Raw genomic sequence first — 3,063 nt, 5'->3', positions numbered from 1 at the left:
CGATGAAGCCGGCCAGCACGACCAGGGCGCTGGCGATCAGCCCGGCCTTGAACTCGTGCGGCGCGTCAGGGCGCGTCGTCATCGGCCGCAGCAGCAGCAGGATCACGGCGTTGTTGGCGGCGTGGGCGCCGATGCCCAGCTCGATGCCGCCCAGGCGCAGGGCCATCCAGGTCAGGCCCGCGCCCATGGCCGCGCGGATCAGGAAGGCGTCGAGATTGGGGTCCAGGTGGACGGCGGCGAACAGCAGGCCGTTCAGGATCATCAGCACGATCGGGTCGCGCGCGTAGGCGGCGCTCTGCTTCAGCAGCCAGCCTCGGAACACCAGCTCCTCGGCGGCGGCGGCCAGGATCAGCAGGCCGATCGCCAGGGCGGCGTAGAAGGCGCGGCCGACCAGGTTCGGCGACATCTTCAGCAGCGGCGGATCGATCGTCTGGCCCATCAGGCTGGAGACGCCGACGGCCGTGCTCATCACCGTCCCGACCAGCAGCAGTCCGCCCAGCATCAGCCGCCAGCGGATCGGCTCGCCGTCGTTGACATAGTCGATGATCTTGCGGTGGTGGATCGCGCCGGCCGCGGCGACGAAGCCGACGGCCGCCCCCAGATTGACGCCGACCAGGGCCGACAGGATGAACAGCGACTGCCGCGCCGTCGGCTCGGTCAGGTTCGGGTCGGACAGCACCTTGAACAGATCGGACGCCGCCGGCGCGCCATCCAGGCCGCTGACGATCAGCAGGACGATCAGCGCCGCCGACACCGCGCCCAGCAGCGCGCCCACGGCCCCGGCCAGCACGCCGACCGGCACGGCGAAGACGCTTCGCCACGCATCGCGGTCGAAGGGCGACAGGTCGGACAGAAAGCGCGAGCGCTTCGCCGCCTCCATGATCTCGCCCATGCCCATCGTGCGTTCGCCTCTTCCCTTCGCCCCGACTAAGAGGGGGCGACCGCGATCTTGTAAAGCACCCGCTTGCCGCGAGGCGACGGGGACGGCACACATCCCGTTACGCGATGTAAGGGGCCAAGCATGAGTGACACGAATTCGGGCGACGCCAGCCCCGGCCATCTGCACCGGCTGGTGCTTTTCTCGGACGCCGTCTTCGCGATCGCGATCACCTTGCTGGCCATCGAGATCCATCCGCCGCATCACTGGCGCGGGATCGCCGATCTCTTCGTCCAGATGGGGCCCAAGCTGACCGCCTATGCCGTATCGTTCGCGGTGGTGGGGGTCTGCTGGTTCAGCCACCGCCGGGTGTTCTCCCGCCTGGCGCGGGCCAATGGCGGCTTGGACGTCTTCAATCTTTTGGTGCTGGGCCTGATCGCCCTGCTGCCGATGGTCACCGAGCTCCTCTGGGAGAAGCACGACGGCGAAGCCGTGGTGGTCTATGTCGGCCACGTGGCGCTCATCGGTCTGGCGATGGGGCTGGTCTGGGCCTACGCGGCCTTCGTCGGCAAGCTGACCGAGCCGATGCCGGTCAGCGAGGCCGTGTTCGTGCTGTTGCGGGTGGCGCTGCTGCCCGGCCTGATGTGCGGCCTGACGATCTTCAGCTTGGTCAAGCCGTGGGGCTGGGCTCTGATGGCGGCGCTGGTGATCGGCCTCAACCTGGTCGGCCGTCGCCTGACGCCCCGGCCCGCCAAGGAAACGGCCGCCTGATGCGAATCGTCTCGGGCCAGCACAAGGGCAAGGCCATCGTCGCCCCGCCGGGCGAGGCCACCCGACCCACCTCCGACCGCGCCCGCCAGGCCGTGTTCAACATCCTGGAGCACGCCGCCTGGGCGCCGGACCTGCATGGCGCGCGGGTCATCGACGTCTTCGCCGGCTCGGGCGCCCTGGGGCTGGAAGCCCTGTCGCGCGGCGCGGCCTTCTGTCTGTTCGTCGAGACGGACGACGCCGCGCGCGGCGCGATCCGCGAGAACATCGACGCCATGCACCTGTTCGGCGTCACGCGCGTCCATCGCCGCGACGCCACGGACCTGGGACCCCGTCCGGCCAGCGCCGGCGCGCCGTTCGACATCGCCTTTCTCGACCCGCCCTACGCCAAGGGCCTGGGCGAGAAGGCCGTCGCCGAGATGCGCGCCGGCGGCTGGCTGGCCCCCGGCGCGATCCTGATGTTCGAGCGCGGCCGGGGCGAGGTCGACCCGGTTCTCGAGGGCTTCGAGCAGATCGACGCGCGCGACTATGGCGCCGCGCGCGTCCTGTTCTTCAAGGCGACGAACTGACCTACCAGGCCTTGGCGCCCACGCGGTTATCGAGCTGGGCGCGAAGATTGCCGAGCCCCAACCGGGTGATCCGGTAGGGGCCGCCGTCCTGGCTGGCGATCAGTTTCTTTCGCTTCAGGGCCTGGAAGACCGCGACCGTGCCATCGGTCAGGGCCCAACCGTCGCGGGTGTAGCAATCGGCCGAGACGACGCGGCCTTTCTCGTCGCGTTCCAGTTCGATGCGGCCGCCCTGGGCCAGGGCGTGCAGCACGCGTTGCTGCGGTTTTGAGATGTTCAAGGGAGTGTCCGAGAGATCGAGGCAAACGATCACGCGTCCGCCGAGCGAACGCGCGGGCGGATGACGGGCCTAAACGCCCTCGGACGAATTCGGCGAACCGAGGTCCGGAGCCTGTTAGGCCCGCGCCTCGCGCACAATCTCTGACATGAACCACACGGAATTGAACCGAGCGTCCAGACTGGCGCGAGCGCGGCGAAAGCTCAAGCCCCGCCGCCGGCCCGGTCAGGGGCGCTGTCCCGCCTTCTTCTGGAGTTCGAGGAATTTCCGCGCCCGGTCGTCGGCGTCGTGCTCCCGGCGGATCTGATCGACGACGTCCCGGCGCTCGCGGCCCAGGCCGTCCTGCTGGGCGCCCAGGACGAAGGGGATCTCCTTCATCGTGCCGGGGCCCTCGCGACTACGGTGGTCGACGCCGGGGCCCATCGAGCCTTCTTTATAGCGGCGATAGGCCTCCTGGGCGGCGGCCTGGGCATCGAAGCCCTGGCGCTTGGCCGCGTCCATCGCCTGCAACGGCTCGCCCTTGGGCTTGGCGGCGCCGAAGCGCTCGTCGCACCGCTCGCGCTCGCGCCGGTTCA

At 69.7% G+C, this 3,063-nt stretch carries 4 protein-coding genes and 1 pseudogene; 2 read left to right on the top strand and 3 right to left on the bottom strand.

All coding sequences use genetic code 11. The annotated features are described in order from the left end of the window. A partial coding sequence (locus tag FCU40_RS22835) for a CPBP family intramembrane glutamic endopeptidase (protein ID WP_168078090.1) occupies window positions 1-898 on the bottom strand: 898 nt, incomplete at its 3' end. 123 nt (window positions 899-1,021) lie between these two features. On the opposite strand from FCU40_RS22835, the gene FCU40_RS22830 reads away from it, so the two are divergent. Together FCU40_RS22830 and rsmD are read left to right on the top strand one after the other, a co-directional pair. Continuing rightward, a complete protein-coding gene (locus FCU40_RS22830; RefSeq protein WP_168078088.1) occupies window positions 1,022-1,648 on the top strand; it encodes a TMEM175 family protein in 627 nt (208 codons plus the stop codon). After that, window positions 1,648-2,214, top strand: a complete 567-nt coding sequence (gene rsmD, locus FCU40_RS22825; protein WP_168078086.1) for a 16S rRNA (guanine(966)-N(2))-methyltransferase RsmD — start codon at window positions 1,648-1,650, stop codon at window positions 2,212-2,214. The genes FCU40_RS22830 and rsmD overlap by 1 nt, the downstream gene beginning before the upstream one ends. A 1-nt stretch (window position 2,215) precedes the next feature. Here rsmD and FCU40_RS22820 read toward each other — a convergent pair whose 3' ends face one another. Together FCU40_RS22820 and FCU40_RS22815 are read right to left on the bottom strand one after the other, a co-directional pair. After that, window positions 2,216-2,491: a YjhX family toxin gene (locus FCU40_RS22820; RefSeq protein WP_168078084.1), complete on the bottom strand. Its 276-nt coding sequence runs from the start codon at window positions 2,489-2,491 to the stop codon at window positions 2,216-2,218. A gap of 222 nt (window positions 2,492-2,713) precedes the next feature. After that, window positions 2,714-3,063, bottom strand: a pseudogene (locus FCU40_RS22815) (hypothetical protein); the annotation flags it as partial.

Source organism: Caulobacter sp. SSI4214, from assembly GCF_012184455.1.
Taxonomy (GTDB): Bacteria; Pseudomonadota; Alphaproteobacteria; order Caulobacterales; family Caulobacteraceae; genus Caulobacter; species Caulobacter vibrioides_E.
The sequence above is the reverse complement of the archived record's forward strand: the minus strand, read 5'-3'. Positions and strand labels throughout refer to the sequence as shown.